We start from the raw sequence: 15,360 nt of genomic DNA, 5'->3' as shown, positions 1-15,360 counted from the left end.
AATGAGTAGCGTAGAAATTCTCGTTCCCGATTTGCCTGAATCCGTAGCGGACGCAACGGTTGCAACCTGGCACAAAAAACCTGGCGACTCTGTGAGCCGCGATGAAGTACTGGTAGAGATTGAAACTGACAAAGTGGTTCTGGAAGTGCCTGCTTCAGCGGATGGCATCCTGGAAGCCGTGCTGGAAGAGGAAGGCGCTACCGTCACTTCTCGTCAGATTCTGGGCCGTCTGAAAGAGGGCAACAGCGGCGGGAAAGAGACTGCGGCCAAAGCGGAAAGCAACGAATCTACACCGGCACAGCGCCAGACCGCTTCGCTGGAAGAAGAGAGCAACGATGCGCTCAGCCCAGCGGTACGCCGCCTGATTGCTGAAAACAACCTCGATGCCAGCCAGATCAAAGGCACCGGCGTTGGTGGCCGTCTGACGCGTGAAGATGTGGAAAAACATCTGGCGAAGAAAGCTGACGGTGGCAAAGCTGCACCGGCTGCCGCGCCAGCCGCTGCTGCACCGCAGGCCGCTGTGGCTAACCGCAGCGAAAAACGCGTACCGATGACGCGTCTGCGTAAGCGTGTTGCCGAGCGTCTGCTGGAAGCGAAAAACAGTACCGCGATGTTGACCACGTTTAACGAAATCAACATGAAGCCAATCATGGATCTGCGCAAGCAGTACGGCGATGCGTTCGAGAAACGTCACGGCGTGCGTCTGGGCTTCATGTCCTTCTACATCAAAGCGGTAGTGGAAGCGCTGAAACGCTTCCCGGAAGTGAACGCGTCTATTGATGGCGAAGATGTGGTTTACCACAACTATTTCGATGTGAGCATTGCGGTTTCTACCCCGCGTGGTCTGGTTACGCCGGTGCTGAAAGATGTTGATGCACTGAGCATGGCCGACATTGAGAAGAAAATTAAAGAGCTGGCGGTGAAAGGCCGTGACGGCAAGTTGACGGTTGAAGAGCTGACCGGCGGTAACTTCACCATCACCAACGGTGGTGTGTTTGGTTCGCTGATGTCTACGCCAATCATCAACCCGCCGCAGAGCGCGATTCTCGGCATGCACGCCATCAAAGATCGCCCAATGGCGGTTAATGGTCAGGTTGTGATTCTGCCAATGATGTATCTGGCGCTCTCTTACGATCACCGTTTGATTGATGGTCGTGAATCCGTTGGCTATCTGGTCGCGGTGAAAGAGATGCTGGAAGATCCAGCTCGCCTGCTGCTGGACGTCTAATTTCGCCGGGCGCGCGGTGTGAAGGCGCGCCCAAACTCATACCTGAATGGATAGAACATCATGAATTTACATGAATACCAGGCGAAGCAGCTGTTTGCACGCTATGGCATGCCAGCACCGACAGGCTACGCCTGCACCACGCCACGTGAAGCTGAAGAAGCCGCGTCTAAAATTGGCGCAGGTCCGTGGGTAGTGAAATGTCAGGTTCATGCCGGTGGCCGCGGTAAAGCGGGCGGCGTGAAAGTGGTTAACAGCAAAGAAGACATTCGTGCTTTTGCTGAACACTGGCTGGGCAAACGTCTGGTGACCTATCAAACTGATGCGCACGGTCAGCCGGTAAACCAGATTCTGGTTGAAGCCGCGACGGATATCGATCAGGAGCTGTATCTGGGTGCGGTTGTTGACCGTGCTACCCGTCGTGTCATCTTCATGGCTTCGACAGAAGGCGGTGTTGAGATTGAGAAAGTGGCAGAAGAAACGCCACACTTGATCCACAAGATGGCGCTCGATCCATTAGCGGGTCCACAGCCGTATCAGGGCCGCGAGTTGGCGTTCAAACTCGGCCTGACCGGCAAGCAAGTTAGCCAGTTCACCAAAATCTTCATGGGCCTGGCGACCATGTTCCTTGAGCGCGATCTGGCGATGGTTGAGATTAACCCGCTGGTGATCACCAAGCAGGGCGATCTGATCTGCCTCGATGGCAAACTGGGCGCGGACGGTAACGCACTGTTCCGTCAGCCGGAACTGCGTGAAATGCGCGATCCGAGCCAGGAAGATCCACGTGAAGCCCACGCAACGCAGTGGGAACTGAACTACGTTGCGCTGGATGGCAACATCGGCTGTATGGTGAACGGCGCCGGTCTGGCGATGGGCACCATGGACATCGTGAAACACCACGGTGGTGAGCCAGCAAACTTCCTGGACGTTGGCGGCGGCGCAACCAAAGAGCGCGTCACCGAAGCCTTCAAAATCATTCTGTCTGACGATGCAGTGAAAGCCGTGTTCGTTAACATCTTCGGCGGCATTGTGCGTTGCGACCTGATCGCAGACGGCATCATCGGTGCCGTGGCAGAAGTGGGTGTCAACGTGCCGGTTGTGGTACGTCTGGAAGGTAACAACGCCGAGCTGGGCGCTAAGAAATTGGCGGACAGCGGTCTGAACATCATTGCAGCAACCAGCCTGACAGACGCTGCACAGCGTGTTGTAGCTGCAGCGGAGGGTAAATAATGTCCATTTTGATCGACAAAAACACCAAAGTCATTTGCCAGGGTTTCACCGGTGGTCAAGGGACGTTCCACTCTGAGCAGGCGCTGGCTTACGGTACGCAGCTGGTTGGCGGTGTAACGCCAGGCAAAGGCGGCACCACGCATCTCGGCCTGCCGGTGTTCAACACCGTACGTGAAGCAGTAGAAGCCACCGGCGCAACCGCCACCGTGATCTACGTTCCAGCACCGTTCTGCAAAGACGGTATCCTGGAAGCGATCGATGCGGGCATTAAACTGATCATCACCATCACCGAAGGTATCCCAACGCTGGATATGCTGACCGTGAAAGTGAAGCTGGATGAAGCTGGCGTGCGCATGATCGGCCCGAACTGCCCAGGCGTGATCACGCCAGGCGAATGTAAGATCGGTATCATGCCAGGCCACATTCACCAGCCAGGCCGCGTAGGTATCGTATCGCGTTCAGGTACGCTGACTTATGAAGCCGTTAAGCAGACCACTGACATCGGCTACGGCCAGTCAACCTGCGTAGGTATCGGTGGTGACCCGATCCCTGGCTCTAACTTCATCGATATCCTGAAATTATTCCAGGAAGATCCACAGACCGAAGCGATCGTGATGATCGGTGAGATCGGTGGTAGCGCGGAAGAAGAAGCAGCAGCTTACATCAAAGCCCACGTGACCAAGCCGGTTGTCGGCTATATCGCCGGTGTGACTGCACCGAAAGGCAAACGTATGGGCCACGCAGGCGCCATCATTGCCGGTGGTAAAGGTACCGCTGATGAGAAATTTGCTGCGCTGGAAGCGGCCGGTGTGAAAACCGTACGCAGCCTGGCAGACATTGGTGACGCGGTTAAAGCGGTTTTACCAATCAAATAAGCCAATACAGACTGACAATGAAAAGCCACCTTCGGGTGGCTTTTTTTTGGTAATAACCCGCCTGAAAGAGAGGGAAAAAAGCGCAACGGCTTCAAAAAATTGCGGCTATGCTTACTCTGTCATCAAGGTAAAGAAGGGAAAAGGCGCTGGATTTTTGTCAAGCAAATGGCGTGCGACTTTCCAAAATGAGGTTAAATAATTGCGGAAAAGGTAATTATATTCTTAATAATATGATGATGTTGTGACATCTAATTAACAACCACTTTAACACTACATACCCGGAAATTTATTGTCTTAATCTAGATCAATAATTGGCGACTTATAGGAAACTTTACCGCTAGCAAAAGGCCGACTAACCGGTATAAATTGCGCTGCATCAATTCAGTCTTCGTCATAATTTATCAGGAGTTTGTGCCAGGCGTTGTTATATCAATTCTGCCGCCTCCTCGTGTTACTCCTGCTTTAAATTGACTGAAAAGATCGGTTTTTAAGGGAATTTTATCACTGTTACTCGCTCTCTTCGGGCAACAGCTTTCTCTGTTCTATCAGTAACAAAACTGGAATCAATAATCAGTCGTTCCTGAATCTTGTTCTGCGCGTCAATGTCTGTTGTTTGCCGTTGTCATCCGCAGGGGAAGTTCATGCGAGGAGCAAGGAGTCATCATGTTAGATATTGTCGAGCTGTCGCGTTTACAGTTTGCCCTGACGGCGATGTACCATTTCCTGTTCGTGCCATTAACGCTGGGTATGGCGTTTTTATTGGCGATCATGGAAACGGTATATGTCCTGACGGGGAAACAAATTTATAAAGATATGACCAAGTTCTGGGGCAAGTTGTTTGGTATTAACTTTGCACTCGGCGTGGCTACCGGCCTGACCATGGAATTCCAGTTCGGTACCAACTGGTCATATTATTCACACTATGTCGGCGATATCTTCGGTGCGCCGCTCGCCATCGAAGGTTTAATGGCGTTCTTCCTCGAATCCACCTTTGTTGGCCTGTTCTTCTTCGGCTGGGATCGCCTCGGTAAGGTGCAACACCTTGCGGTGACCTGGCTGGTGGCGCTCGGTTCGAACATGTCCGCGCTGTGGATTCTGGTGGCGAACGGCTGGATGCAAAACCCCATTGCATCGGAATTCAATTTCGAAACCATGCGTATGGAGATGTTGAGTTTCTCCGAGCTGGTGCTGAACCCGGTTGCGCAGGTGAAGTTTGTCCATACCGTGGCCGCCGGTTACACCACGGGCGCGATGTTCATCCTTGGTATCAGCGCATGGTATCTGCTGAAAGGGCGCGACATTGCTTTCGCTAAACGCTCTTTCGCCATCGCAGCCAGTTTCGGTATGGCGGCGATTCTGTCAGTGATCGTACTGGGTGACGAATCCGGTTATGAAATCGGTGACGTGCAGAAAACCAAACTGGCGGCAATTGAAGCGGAATGGGAAACCCAACCGGCTCCGGCTGCATTTACGCTGTTTGGTATTCCGGATCAGGAGACGCAGGAGAACAAATATGCGATTCAGATTCCGTATCTGCTCGGCCTGATCGCCACGCGTTCAGTGGATACGCCGGTCACCGGTTTGAAAGAGCTGCTGGCACAACATGAAGTGCGTATTCGTAATGGCATGAAAGCCTACGCGCTGCTGAACGAACTGCGTGGTGGCAGCAAAGATCCTGAGGTGCGCAGCCAGTTTGAAGCCAGCAAACAGGATCTCGGTTATGGCCTGCTGCTGAAGCGCTATACGCCGGATGTGGCTAACGCCAGCGAAGAGCAGATTCAGAAAGCGACACAGGATTCGATCCCACGCGTTGCGCCACTGTACTTCGCCTTCCGCATCATGGTGCTGGGCGGTGTGCTGATGCTGGGCATTATTGCGCTCTCCTTCTGGAGCGTGATTCGTAACCGCATCGGTAAGTCTCGCTGGTTACTGAAAGCCGCGTTGTACGGCATTCCGTTACCGTGGATTGCGATTGAAGCGGGTTGGTTCGTTGCTGAGTATGGTCGCCAGCCGTGGGCAATTGGTGAGGTGCTGCCAACCGCGGTCGCTAACTCCTCATTGACCGTTGGCGATCTGCTGTTCTCAATGACGCTGATTTGCGGTCTCTACACCTTGTTCCTTGTGGCGGAAATGTACCTGATGTTCAAGTTCGCGCGCCTCGGTCCAAGCAGCCTGAAAACCGGCCGCTATCATCATGAAACGCTGAAGACATCATCTCAGCCGGCGCGTGGATAAGGAGAGCGACCATGTTTGATTACGAAGTATTGCGCTTTGTCTGGTGGCTGCTGATTGGCGTGTTGCTGATCGGTTTCGCAGTCACCGATGGCTTTGATATGGGCGTTGGTATGCTGACGCGCATTCTGGGTCGTACTGATACCGAACGTCGCATCATGATCAATACCATTGCGCCGCACTGGGACGGAAACCAGGTTTGGCTGATCACTGCCGGTGGCGCGCTGTTTGCCGCCTGGCCAATGGTATATGCCGCCGCGTTCTCCGGCTTCTACGTGGCGATGATTCTGGTGCTGGCTTCACTGTTCTTCCGTCCGGTTGGATTTGATTACCGTTCAAAGATTGAAGATATGCGCTGGCGCGGCATGTGGGATTGGGGCATTTTCATCGGCAGCTTTGTTCCGCCGCTGGTGATTGGTGTGGCGTTCGGCAACCTGCTGCAAGGGGTGCCGTTCCATGCTGACGAATATCTGCGCCTCTTCTATACCGGCAATTTCTTCCAGTTGCTGAACCCGTTTGGCTTGCTGGCGGGCGTGGTGAGTGTGGCGATGATCCTGACGCAGGGCGCAACCTATCTGCAGATGCGTACTGCCGGTGAACTGCACGTCCGCAGCCGCAGCACCGCGCAAATCTCGGCGCTGGTAATGATGGTGTGCTTCATTCTCGCGGGTGTGTGGGTGAAATACGGCATCGACGGTTATGTGCTGAAAAGCGTTATCGATCATCACGCGGCATCCAACCCGTTGGGTAAAGATGTGGTGCGTGAAGCCGGTGCGTGGATGGTGAACTTCGATCAGATGCCAGTACTGTGGCTGTTCCCGCTGTTGGGCGTGGTGTTGCCGCTGCTGACCATTCTCTGCTCGCGTATCGAGAAGGGCGCTCTGGCGTTTATCTCGTCTTCATTGACTTTGGCTTGCGTGATTATGACGGCCGGGATTGCGATGTTCCCCTTCATCATGCCATCCAGCACCGTGCCGGGCATCAGCCTGACCATGTGGGATGCCACGTCTAGCCTGCTGACGCTGAAAGTGATGACCATTGCCGCCATCATCTTTGTACCGATTATCCTGGCGTACACCGCCTGGTGTTATTACAAGATGTTTGGCCGTATCACCAAAGAACACATTGAGAGCAATACGCACTCCCTGTACTGATTAAGGAGATTGAGCATGTGGTATTTTGCCTGGATTCTTGGCACCTTGCTGGCCTGTGCGTTCGGTGTGATTACGGCGCTGGCGCTGGAGCACGTTGAAGAGAGCAGCGCGAAGGACGAGCAAGTCTGATGCGCACACTGATTCAGACTCTTTATCGTCTGATGGACAAGGGCCCGCTTCGGGCCCTTTCGCTAATCCTCGCGCTGTGGCTGGCGGGCTGTGTCATTTGGCAGCCTTCACGCTTTGCCGCGCGTACCAGTGATTTAGCGATATGGCATGGAATGCTGCTGATTTGGGCCGTTTGTACCGGCGTGATTCACGGCACCGGATTTCGCCCTCAGCGCCTGCGCTGGCAAGCGCTCTTCTCGCCGTTGCCCGCGATGATACTTTTAGTGGCAGGAATTTTCTGGTTCTACTATTAAGTCCAGGCTCAGGACTTAAAAACGCCGCAATTTCAAACGCTGACGTGAGGTTTTGTCAGCGTCCGGTCAAGAAACATCCTATAAATCCTTCCAGTTGTTAACCTGTGATAATTATTTTCTCGCGGCGTCAGCGGACCATTCCCAAGCCGATCTCTCTTGCGTATAGTAGCAACGTTTAAAATGAGACCGGGATGTAGAGTGAGTACAACGCTGTTTCGCTGGCCGGTTCGTGTCTATTACGAAGACACCGATGCCGGTGGTGTGGTTTACCACGCCAGTTATCTTGCTTTCTATGAACGAGCACGTACCGAAATGTTGCGCCAGCACCATTTCAATCAGCAGGTCCTGTTGGAAGAGCAGGTGGCTTTTGTGGTACGACGCATGACGATCGATTTTGTTGCGGCTGCACGTCTGGACGATCTTTTGGAAATTCAAACAGAAGTGACCTCAATGACGCGTGCAACGATGACGTTCTCGCAGCGTATCGTGAATGCAGAAGGCAAAGTGCTAAATGAAGCAGAAGTCCTGATTGCCTGCATCAACCCACATCTAATGAAGCCAATTGCGCTTCCCAAGTCTATTGTCGCGGAGTTCAAGCAGTGACTGACATGAATGTTCTTGATTTGTTCCTGAAGGCGAGCCTTCTGGTCAAACTTATCATGTTGATTTTGATCGGCTTTTCTATTGCCTCATGGGCGATCATTATTCAGCGTACGCGCATTTTGAATGCGGCGGGGCGCGAAGCCGAAGCGTTTGAAGATAAGTTCTGGTCGGGTATCGAGCTGTCACGCCTGTATCAGGAAAGCCAGGGACGCCGCGATGAACTGAGCGGATCTGAGCAAATTTTCTATTCGGGTTTCAAAGAGTTTGCGCGTTTGCATCGTGCTAACAACCATGCGCCAGAAGCGGTCGTTGAGGGCGCGAGCCGTGCGATGCGTATCTCCTTCAATCGTGAACTGGAAACGCTGGAAACTCACATTCCTTTCCTTGGCACCGTTGGCTCCATCAGTCCGTATATCGGTCTGTTTGGTACGGTGTGGGGGATCATGCACGCCTTTATCGCCCTCGGTGCGGTAAAACAGGCCACGCTGCAGATGGTTGCACCGGGTATTGCCGAAGCGTTGATCGCGACCGCAATCGGTCTGTTTGCGGCCATTCCTGCCGTTATGGCGTATAACCGTCTGAACCAGCGCGTTAACAAGCTGGAACAGGGCTACGACAACTTCATGGAAGAGTTCACGGCTATCCTGCATCGTCAGGCTTTCTCCACCGACAACACGAAGTAAGTCGAGGTTTACGATGGCCAGAACCCGTGGTCGCGGTAAACGCGACCTTAAGTCGGAAATCAACATTGTTCCACTGCTGGACGTGCTGTTGGTGTTGCTGCTCATCTTTATGGCAACCGCGCCGATTATTACCCAGAGCGTGGAAGTGGATCTGCCGGATGCGACAGATTCAAAAACCGTCTCAACTGATGATAATCCACCGGTGATTGTTGAAGTGTCTGGTGTTGGCCAGTACAGCCTGGTGGTGGATCACGATCGTATGACGCAGTTACCGCCGGAGCAGGTGGTGAGCGAAGCGCAGCGCCGGATTGAAGCCAATCCGAAAACGGTCTTCCTGATCGGCGGTGCGAAAGACGTCCCTTACGACGAAATCATCAAGGCGCTGAACCTGTTACATCAGGCAGGCGTGAAATCTGTCGGTTTGATGACGCAGCCGATTTAAAGCGAACCGTTTTTTGGGAACCGAGTGTGTCGAAGGCAACCGAGCAGAACGACAAGTTAAAGCGCGCGATAATCGTTTCGGTGATTCTGCACATCGTGCTGATCGCCTTACTGATTTGGAGCTCGTTTAACGAAAAAATCGAATCCAGCGGCGGTGGCGGTGGCAGTGATATTGACGCAGTGATGGTCGATTCCGGCGCCGTGGTTGAGCAGTATAACCGCCAGCAGAATCAGCAACGAGACAGTCAGCGCGCCGAGCAGCAGCGTCAGAAGCAGTCGCAGCAGCAGGCCGAAGAGTTACAGCAGAAACAAGCTGCTGAGCAGCAGCGCCTGAAAGAGATGGAAAAAGAGCGCTTGCAGGCCCAGCAGGAAGCCAAAGAGCAGGCGAAGCAGCAGGCCGAGCAGCAGAAAGCCGCTGAAGCCGCCGCTAAGCAAGCCCAGGAACAGCAGAAAACTGCCGAAGCCGCCGCAGCGAAAGCCAAGGCTGATGCCAAAGCGGAAGCTGATGCGCAGGCAAAAGCAGCGGCTGACGCCAAAGCCAAAGCGGTAGAAGAAGCCAAGCAAGCCGCAGCTGACGCGAAGAAGAAAGCAGAAGAGCAGGCGAAAGCCGCTGCCGCTGAAGCAGCGAAAGAGAAAGCGGCGCAGCAGGCAAAAGCGGCCGCAGAATCGAAAGCCAAAGCGGACGCTGAAGCCAAAGCGCAGGCTGCTGCCGATGCCAAGGCGAAAGCGGCTCAGGAAGCCAAAGAGGCTAAAGAGCAAGCGGCTGCTGAGGCGAAGGAAAAAGCCGCAGCAGAAGCCAAAGAGAAGGCTGCTGCCGAGGCGAAAGCCAAGGCCGATGCGGCTGCTAAGGCCAAAGCGGATGCAAAAGCGAAAGCGGCTGCGGATGCCAAAAAAGCCGCCGCTGAAGCTGCGAAGAACGAAAATGCGGTTGATGACCTGTTAGGGGGTTTATCTTCTGGTAAGAATGCACCGAAAAGCGGCACCGCATCGGGTGGCGCTGCAGGGCAGGGCAATCAGAAGAAATCCGGGGCTTCTGGTGCGGATATTAGTAATTATGCTGGTCAGATTCAGGCTGCAATCAAAAGTAAATTTTATGATTGGGAAAGCTTCAAAGGCCGAACTTGTACTTTGCGTCTCCAGCTAATGCCGGATGGTACATTGGCAGGGATTAAGTCTGAAGGTGGAGATCCTGCATTGTGCCAAGCTGCGGTAGCGGCTGCTAAACAGGCTCGTATTCCTAAGCCTCCAAGCCAGGATGTCTATCAGGTGTTTAAGAATGCACCTCTGGATTTCAAGCCTCAGTAAATGCAGTAACGTACGGCAGGTTGAACTAAGGTTAGCTTGCCATACTCTATGAGTACTCGTGTTTTTCAGGAACTGTGCGAATTATCATGAACCTCTGGTTCAGGTAAGGGAGAAAAAATGAAGCAGGCACTTCGTGTAACCTTAGGTTTTTTTGTACTGCTGTGGGCAGCAATGCTTCATGCAGAAGTCCGTATTGAAATTACGCAGGGCGTTAACACCGCACGTCCTATTGGTGTGGTCCCGTTCCAATGGGCTGGCCCAGGTGCGGCACCAGAAGACATCGGCGGGATCGTTTCTGCTGACTTACGTAACAGCGGTAAATTCAATCCGCTCGATCGTTCTCGTCTGCCACAACAGCCAGCCAGCGCGCAGGAAGTTCAACCTGCCGCATGGAGCGCATTGGGTATTGATGCGGTTGTGGTTGGTCAGGTAACGCCTAACGCTGACGGCAGCTATCAAGTTGCCTATCAGCTGGTGGACACCGGCGGCGCGCCAGGCACCGTGCTGGCGCAGAACTCTTATAAAGTGACTAAGCAGTGGCTGCGTTACGCAGCGCACACCGCCAGTGACGAAGTGTTCGAAAAGCTGACCGGCATCAAAGGCGCATTCCGTACCCGCATTGCCTATGTGGTGCAGACCAATGGCGGTCAGTTCCCGTATGAGTTGCGCGTGTCGGATTACGATGGCTACAACCAGTTTGTGGTTCACCGTTCACCGCAGCCATTGATGTCTCCGGCCTGGTCGCCAGATGGCAGCAAAGTGGCTTACGTGACCTTCGAAAGTGGCAAATCTGCGCTGGTGGTTCAGACGTTGTCTAACGGTGCAATCCGTCAGGTGGCTTCTTATCCGCGTCATAACGGTGCGCCAGCCTTCTCACCAGACGGTTCTAAACTCGCCTTCGCGCTGTCGAAAACCGGTAGCCTGAACCTGTATGTGATGGATCTGGCTTCTGGTCAGACGCGTCAGGTGACTGATGGTCGCTACAACAGCACTGAACCAACGTGGTTCCCGGACAGCCAGACACTGGCTTACACCTCGGATCAGGCCGGTGCGCCCCAGATTTATAAAGTTGGTATCAACGGCGGTGCGCCACAACGTATTACCTGGGAAGGTGCGCAAAACCAGGACGCGGATGTGTCAACCGACGGCAAAACTATGGTGATGATCAGCAGCGCCGGTGGCGCTCAGCACGTCGCCAAACAGGATCTGGTAACGGGAGCCGTTCAAACAATAACGGACACGTTCCTGGATGAAACGCCAAGTCTGGCGCCAAACGGCACAATGGTAATCTATAGCTCTACTCAGGGGATGGGTTCCGTGTTGCAATTGGTTTCAACCGACGGGCGTTTCAAAGCGCGTCTTCCGGCAACTGATGGACAGGTCAAATTCCCTGCCTGGTCGCCGTATCTGTGATGCATAGGTCCCCTGCACGGCGGGGGATTAAAATGTATGGCAAACAAAATAATAGGATAAAGAAATGCAACTGAACAAAGTGCTGAAGGGTTTGATGCTGGCTCTGCCGGTTATCGCAGTAGCTGCATGTAGCTCACACAAAAACAACAACAACGATCAGACTGGCATGGGCGCTAACGACGGTGCTTACGGTGCTGGTCAGAACGGCGGTAACATGTCTTCTGATGAGCAAGCGCGCCTGCAGATGCAGCAGCTGCAGCAGAACAACATCGTTTACTTCGGTCTGGACAAGTATGACGTGGCTTCTGACTACGCTCAGATGCTGGATCAGCACGCTGCATTCCTGCGTGGCAACCCGTCATACAAAGTGACCATCGAAGGTCACGCGGATGAGCGCGGTACCCCAGAATACAACATCGCCCTGGGCGAGCGTCGTGCAAGCGCCGTTAAGATGTATCTGCAAGGCAAAGGCGTTTCTGCTGACCAGATGTCTATCGTTTCTTACGGTAAAGAAAAACCAGCTGTACTGGGTCATGACGAAGCGGCTTACGCTAAAAACCGTCGTGCCGTACTGGTTTACTAAGAAAATATCATGATGAGTAACTTCAGACTTCATCTGTTGAGTCTGTCGTTACTGGTTGGTTTAGCGGCTCCTTTGGGGGCCGCTAATGCCCAGGCGTCAATCAGTAGCGTTGGCTCAGGCTCGGTCGAAGACCGTGTCACCACTCTTGAACGTATCTCTAATGCCCAGGCTCAGCTTTTGCAGCAATTGCAGCAGCAGATGAGCGACAACCAAAGCGATATCGATTCGCTGCGCGGGCAAATCCAGCAAAACAGCTATCAGCTTAATCAGGTGATTGAGCGCCAGAAGCAGCTCTATCAGCAAATCGACAGCCTTAGCTCCGGCAGTAATGGTGCGCAGGCGAGCGGTGGTGCTGATGCCGCTGCAGCGGGCGCTGCGGCTTCTGCGGATAGCGGTAGCAGCGCCAGTTCGGCTGCGCCAGCGCAAACCGGCGATGCCAACACTGATTACAATGCTGCGGTTGCGCTGATTCTGGAGAAGAAGCAGTACGATCAGGCGATTACTGCCCTGCAGGCTTGGGTGAAGAAATATCCTGATTCTACCTATCAGCCGAATGCCAATTACTGGCTGGGTCAGCTGTTTTACAACAAGGGCAAAAAAGACGATTCGGCCTATTATTTTGCCACTGTGGTAAAAAATTACGCGAAATCGCCAAAAGCCCCGGAAGCGCTGTTTAAGGTTGGTGTGATCATGCAAGAGAAGAACGACACGGCGAAAGCCAAGGCTGTCTTCCAGCAAGTGATCAAACAATTCCCAAATAGTGATTCCGCTAAGCAGGCGCAAAAACGCCTTGCCGGGTTGTAATTTGTGCTTAAAAGACCGGATTTCGTGTGATTTCTGGTCTTACAGCATGAAAGGTAAGCAATTGAGACATTTAGTGGAAAATAAGGGTTGCGCCCTCCCGCTAAATCAGTAATATATGCCGCCGTTGCCGGGACATATCTTAACAAGTATCGGCAGCACTGAAGATGGGTCGTTAGCTCAGTTGGTAGAGCAGTTGACTTTTAATCAATTGGTCGCAGGTTCGAATCCTGCACGACCCACCATCTCAACCCGTTGTAAGTGAGATGATTTCTTCAGTAAGCTTCACAACCTTGATGGGTCGTTAGCTCAGTTGGTAGAGCAGTTGACTTTTAATCAATTGGTCGCAGGTTCGAATCCTGCACGACCCACCATCAAGTAAAGGTTGTAAGCCCCACAGCGGGTCGTTAGCTCAGTTGGTAGAGCAGTTGACTTTTAATCAATTGGTCGCAGGTTCGAATCCTGCACGACCCACCAGTTATGTAGAAAGGCGCCCTAAAGGCGCCTTTTTGCTTTTCTACGCTAGGTGGATTTGCTTTGAGATGGTGCACCGGCCAGATAAGGCGGGGCGGATCGCGAAGAAACCTCACATCCCTGTGGATCGGCCTCGCCATCCATGGCTCGGACGCTTCGCTCCTCCGCTCCCGCCTTTTCTGGCCCTTATGCTTTGTCGTTGCTTGAAATAATCGCACGCATGCTGGACGAAGACGGAAGGGCCGGGCGGTGGAGTAAAGCTTCCGGCGCATGGATGCGCCGGCAGAGCCTACAGGGATGTATCCACGGCGACTTTACGGAACCGCCCGGTCCTTCCGGCTGGTTGGCAAGCTTTTAAGCCCAATCTATTTTTTAACCTTAACCGGCGTCAGACTTTTCCAGATATGCAGCACCGCATAGCTGCGCCACGGCCGCCAAACCTGCGATAACTGCTCCGCCACTTTGGCACTCACGCCGCCGAGATTATTACGAATCGCAATATCCTCTTTGGGAAACGCATCAGGCCAACGCAGTGCGCGCATGGCGATATAACTTGCCGTCCACGGCCCTATGCCTTTCAGCGCCAGTAACTGCTGCTGAACCACGTCCGGATTCACCGCACCGTTAAAGCGTAATGCGCCAGAAGCGCAGGCCTGCGCCAACGCCTGAATGGCATGTGAACGCGCACTGACGATTCCCAGGCTGGCAATATCATCGATGCTCGCCGCCGCTAGCGACTCCGCATTTGGCGGCAAACGCGAAAGTTCTGACCACGGCGTCACCAGCGGCTCACCAAAGCGCTGTGCCATTCGGCTGCTTAGCGTGGTTGCGGCTTTGACGGTAACCTGCTGCCCGAGTATCGCGCGCACACCCAACTCAAAGCCGTCAAACGCACCAGGAACGCGTAAGCCGGGAAAGCGCGATAAGCTCTCGGCTAAAAGCGGATCGTGGCTTAAATGCTCTGCTATGCGCTGTGGCTGCGCATCCAAATCAAATAGATCGCGCAGACGACGCAGCAAAGCGGGCAGCACTGGCGTCAGCGACGTAGTGAATTGCACCTTCAGCGACTGTTTCTCCGCAACATGGCTCACGCGCACCCAGCCGCGACAGTTGCCCAGCGCCACGGTGCGGTGATACATACCCTCGTTCACCCATTCCACTTCCTTCATCACGCGCTGTTGCAGGAAATCGAGCATCGCATCCCAATCGTAAGGCGGCCGATAACTCAGGCGCAGTTCGGCGCTCTCCTGCGTGGTTTTCACGGCGTCGGGTTGATTCTGCTTACGCAGGCGGGAGGGCGTCATGCGATAGCGCGCCTGAAACACATCGTTAAAGCGCCTCAAACTGCGGAAGCCGCTGGCGTAGGCAATTTCCGTGACTGGCAGAGAGGTTTCTGTCAAAAGTTGCTTGGCTAGCAGCATACGACGTGTCTGACGCAGCTCTAAAGGCGATACGCCGAGCTCCTGCTGCACCACGCGACGCAATTGACGTTCACTGAGGTCAAACTCGCCAGCGATGTCTGCCAGCGTCTCCTGCTCTTCCAGCAAGCCCTCTTCGATGCGGCGAATCAAACGATCGGCAATGCGGTGATGGCTATCCACCGGCGCAGAGCCGGGCGCCAGTTCCGGACGGCAGCGTAAACACGGACGGAAGTGCGCTTTCTCGGCGGCCTCTGCGCTGCTAAAAAACAGGCAGTTCTTCTGCATCGGCGCTTTCACTGGACAAATGGGGCGGCAATAAATGCCGGTAGATGTCACGCCAACAAAAAACAGCCCGTCGAAGCGGCTATCGCGCGACGTCAGCGCCTGGTAAGCAATTTCAGTATCAAACATCATCGTCTCCGGCAAATAAACGGCATGGTCGCGCAAGCTGAACAGGAAAACTCGCTGCTTTCGGACAGCTAACCAGTTTATGCTGAT

15 protein-coding genes and 3 tRNA genes are annotated in these 15,360 nt (G+C 53.8%); 17 read left to right on the top strand and 1 reads right to left on the bottom strand.

Translation table 11 applies throughout. From position 1 onward, the window contains the following. Window position 1: 1 nt before the first annotated feature. The 17 genes from odhB to MWH02_RS05450 all read left to right on the top strand — a co-directional run bounded on the left by odhB (window position 2) and on the right by MWH02_RS05450 (window position 13,444). A complete protein-coding gene (odhB, locus tag MWH02_RS05530) occupies window positions 2-1,228 on the top strand; it encodes a 2-oxoglutarate dehydrogenase complex dihydrolipoyllysine-residue succinyltransferase (protein ID WP_101763215.1) in 1,227 nt (408 codons plus the stop codon). 60 nt (window positions 1,229-1,288) lie between these two features. Continuing rightward, entirely contained in the window at window positions 1,289-2,455 is a 1,167-nt protein-coding gene (sucC, locus tag MWH02_RS05525; protein ID WP_007890646.1) for an ADP-forming succinate--CoA ligase subunit beta, read from the top strand. Further along, the gene (gene sucD, locus MWH02_RS05520) at window positions 2,455-3,330 is read left to right on the top strand and encodes a succinate--CoA ligase subunit alpha (RefSeq protein ID WP_101763214.1); all 876 of its coding nucleotides are present in this window, start codon (window positions 2,455-2,457) and stop codon (window positions 3,328-3,330) included. Before sucC ends, sucD begins: the two co-directional genes overlap by 1 nt. Before the next feature lie 663 nt (window positions 3,331-3,993). Further along, window positions 3,994-5,565 (top strand): cytochrome ubiquinol oxidase subunit I, encoded by a 1,572-nt coding sequence (gene cydA, locus MWH02_RS05515; protein WP_101763213.1) that lies wholly within the window; start codon window positions 3,994-3,996, stop codon window positions 5,563-5,565. An 11-nt stretch (window positions 5,566-5,576) separates the two neighbouring features. Continuing rightward, window positions 5,577-6,716: a cytochrome d ubiquinol oxidase subunit II gene (gene cydB, locus MWH02_RS05510; RefSeq protein ID WP_101763212.1), complete on the top strand. Its 1,140-nt coding sequence runs from the start codon at window positions 5,577-5,579 to the stop codon at window positions 6,714-6,716. 15 nt (window positions 6,717-6,731) lie between these two features. Continuing rightward, window positions 6,732-6,845, top strand: coding sequence for a cytochrome bd-I oxidase subunit CydX (cydX, locus tag MWH02_RS05505; protein WP_007890642.1), 114 nt, complete (start codon window positions 6,732-6,734; stop codon window positions 6,843-6,845). Beyond that, complete coding sequence (gene ybgE, locus MWH02_RS05500; protein ID WP_110865743.1) at window positions 6,845-7,138, top strand: cyd operon protein YbgE; 294 nt, start codon at window positions 6,845-6,847, stop codon at window positions 7,136-7,138. The genes cydX and ybgE overlap by 1 nt, the downstream gene beginning before the upstream one ends. A gap of 198 nt (window positions 7,139-7,336) precedes the next feature. After that, window positions 7,337-7,741: a tol-pal system-associated acyl-CoA thioesterase gene (ybgC, locus tag MWH02_RS05495; protein ID WP_008107385.1), complete on the top strand. Its 405-nt coding sequence runs from the start codon at window positions 7,337-7,339 to the stop codon at window positions 7,739-7,741. Continuing rightward, window positions 7,738-8,424, top strand: a complete 687-nt coding sequence (gene tolQ / locus MWH02_RS05490; RefSeq protein WP_101763210.1) for a Tol-Pal system protein TolQ — start codon at window positions 7,738-7,740, stop codon at window positions 8,422-8,424. The genes ybgC and tolQ overlap by 4 nt, the downstream gene beginning before the upstream one ends. 13 nt (window positions 8,425-8,437) lie before the next feature. Continuing rightward, window positions 8,438-8,866 (top strand): colicin uptake protein TolR, encoded by a 429-nt coding sequence (gene tolR / locus MWH02_RS05485; protein ID WP_008107389.1) that lies wholly within the window; start codon window positions 8,438-8,440, stop codon window positions 8,864-8,866. A gap of 26 nt (window positions 8,867-8,892) precedes the next feature. After that, the gene (gene tolA / locus MWH02_RS05480; protein WP_222233144.1) at window positions 8,893-10,170 is read left to right on the top strand and encodes a cell envelope integrity protein TolA; all 1,278 of its coding nucleotides are present in this window, start codon (window positions 8,893-8,895) and stop codon (window positions 10,168-10,170) included. 117 nt (window positions 10,171-10,287) lie between these two features. Next, window positions 10,288-11,583, top strand: coding sequence for a Tol-Pal system beta propeller repeat protein TolB (gene tolB / locus MWH02_RS05475; protein WP_101763208.1), 1,296 nt, complete (start codon window positions 10,288-10,290; stop codon window positions 11,581-11,583). A 64-nt stretch (window positions 11,584-11,647) separates the two neighbouring features. Continuing rightward, complete coding sequence (pal, locus tag MWH02_RS05470) at window positions 11,648-12,166, top strand: peptidoglycan-associated lipoprotein Pal (protein ID WP_101763207.1); 519 nt, start codon at window positions 11,648-11,650, stop codon at window positions 12,164-12,166. A gap of 9 nt (window positions 12,167-12,175) precedes the next feature. Next, window positions 12,176-12,970, top strand: a complete 795-nt coding sequence (gene cpoB, locus MWH02_RS05465; protein WP_110865745.1) for a cell division protein CpoB — start codon at window positions 12,176-12,178, stop codon at window positions 12,968-12,970. A 166-nt stretch (window positions 12,971-13,136) separates the two neighbouring features. Next, window positions 13,137-13,212: transfer RNA gene (locus tag MWH02_RS05460), tRNA-Lys, on the top strand. 53 nt (window positions 13,213-13,265) lie between these two features. Further along, window positions 13,266-13,341: transfer RNA gene (locus MWH02_RS05455), tRNA-Lys, on the top strand. Between the two features lie 27 nt (window positions 13,342-13,368). Further along, window positions 13,369-13,444: transfer RNA gene (locus tag MWH02_RS05450), tRNA-Lys, on the top strand. A 362-nt stretch (window positions 13,445-13,806) separates the two neighbouring features. On the opposite strand, the gene MWH02_RS05445 is transcribed toward MWH02_RS05450, so the two are convergent. Beyond that, window positions 13,807-15,273 carry an AlkA N-terminal domain-containing protein gene (locus MWH02_RS05445; RefSeq protein WP_271460045.1) on the bottom strand — a complete coding sequence of 489 codons (1,467 nt, stop codon included), beginning with the start codon at window positions 15,271-15,273 and terminating at the stop codon, window positions 13,807-13,809. Between the last annotated feature and the right edge of the window lie 87 nt (window positions 15,274-15,360).

This window comes from Pantoea leporis (genome assembly GCF_028048155.1).
Taxonomy (GTDB): Bacteria; Pseudomonadota; Gammaproteobacteria; order Enterobacterales; family Enterobacteriaceae; genus Pantoea; species Pantoea leporis.
Note: the sequence above shows the minus strand (reverse complement) of the source record. Positions and strands in the feature narration are given on the sequence as shown.

Excerpts from the sequence above, each read along its gene's own strand:
- pal (WP_101763207.1), top strand. The coding sequence starts at position 11,648 with ATGCAACTGAACAAAGTGCTGAAGGGTTTGATGCTGGCTCTGCCGGTT.
- odhB (WP_101763215.1), top strand. The coding sequence starts at position 2 with ATGAGTAGCGTAGAAATTCTCGTTCCCGATTTGCCTGAATCCGTAGCG.
- cydA (WP_101763213.1), top strand. The coding sequence starts at position 3,994 with ATGTTAGATATTGTCGAGCTGTCGCGTTTACAGTTTGCCCTGACGGCG.
- ybgE (WP_110865743.1), top strand. The coding sequence starts at position 6,845 with ATGCGCACACTGATTCAGACTCTTTATCGTCTGATGGACAAGGGCCCG.
- cpoB (WP_110865745.1), top strand. The coding sequence starts at position 12,176 with ATGATGAGTAACTTCAGACTTCATCTGTTGAGTCTGTCGTTACTGGTT.
- tolB (WP_101763208.1), top strand. The coding sequence starts at position 10,288 with ATGAAGCAGGCACTTCGTGTAACCTTAGGTTTTTTTGTACTGCTGTGG.
- cydX (WP_007890642.1), top strand. The coding sequence starts at position 6,732 with ATGTGGTATTTTGCCTGGATTCTTGGCACCTTGCTGGCCTGTGCGTTC.
- sucD (WP_101763214.1), top strand. The coding sequence starts at position 2,455 with ATGTCCATTTTGATCGACAAAAACACCAAAGTCATTTGCCAGGGTTTC.
- sucC (WP_007890646.1), top strand. The coding sequence starts at position 1,289 with ATGAATTTACATGAATACCAGGCGAAGCAGCTGTTTGCACGCTATGGC.
- cydB (WP_101763212.1), top strand. The coding sequence starts at position 5,577 with ATGTTTGATTACGAAGTATTGCGCTTTGTCTGGTGGCTGCTGATTGGC.
- MWH02_RS05445 (WP_271460045.1), bottom strand. The coding sequence starts at position 15,273 with ATGTTTGATACTGAAATTGCTTACCAGGCGCTGACGTCGCGCGATAGC.
- tolR (WP_008107389.1), top strand. The coding sequence starts at position 8,438 with ATGGCCAGAACCCGTGGTCGCGGTAAACGCGACCTTAAGTCGGAAATC.